At 63.5% G+C, this 493-nt stretch carries 1 protein-coding gene; it reads left to right on the forward strand.

Going from position 1 to position 493, the window contains the following annotated elements:
- Positions 1–25 precede the first annotated feature (25 nt).
- On the forward strand, positions 26–493 hold a 468-nt coding region (locus CDN38_RS31525), incomplete at its 3' end, for a helix-turn-helix domain-containing protein (RefSeq protein WP_244307500.1).

Below are 493 nucleotides of genomic sequence, written 5' to 3' on the forward strand. Positions count from 1 at the left end.
GGATCCTGGTGGTGAGGCGGCGTAGATGATTGCGCAGATGCGCACCAGGGCACAGGCCGCGAGAGTCGCTTCGGCGACCGGTGGTGTGCAATTGCCGGGCAGGCCCAAAGGCGATGGCACACCAACGTTGTCGGCGCGGGTGGAGCTCGGCGCGGACTTCGAAGCCCACCGGGCGGTGGTGGAGGCGGTGTCGGTGCTGTTCACGCTCTACGGCACCGATCCCTTAACAGGTGAGTTGGTTGAGGTTCCCTCGGGGTGGGTTTTGCAGGCTTATCAGTACGCGCTGGACCCGACGTCGGCCCAGGTGGCGGTGCTGGAGTCGCATGCTGGTGGTGCGCGGTTCGGGTTCAACACGATGCTGGCCGCGGTGAAAGCCAATCTGGACCAGCGTAAGGCGGAACGCTCTTACGGGATTGCTGATGATCAGCTGACGCCGGTGGTGTCGTGGTCGTTTCAGCAGCTACGCAACCGCTGGAACCAAATCAAGCATCAG

The sequence above is a fragment of the Mycobacterium ostraviense genome (genome assembly GCF_002705925.1).
Classification (GTDB): Bacteria; Actinomycetota; Actinomycetes; order Mycobacteriales; family Mycobacteriaceae; genus Mycobacterium; species Mycobacterium ostraviense.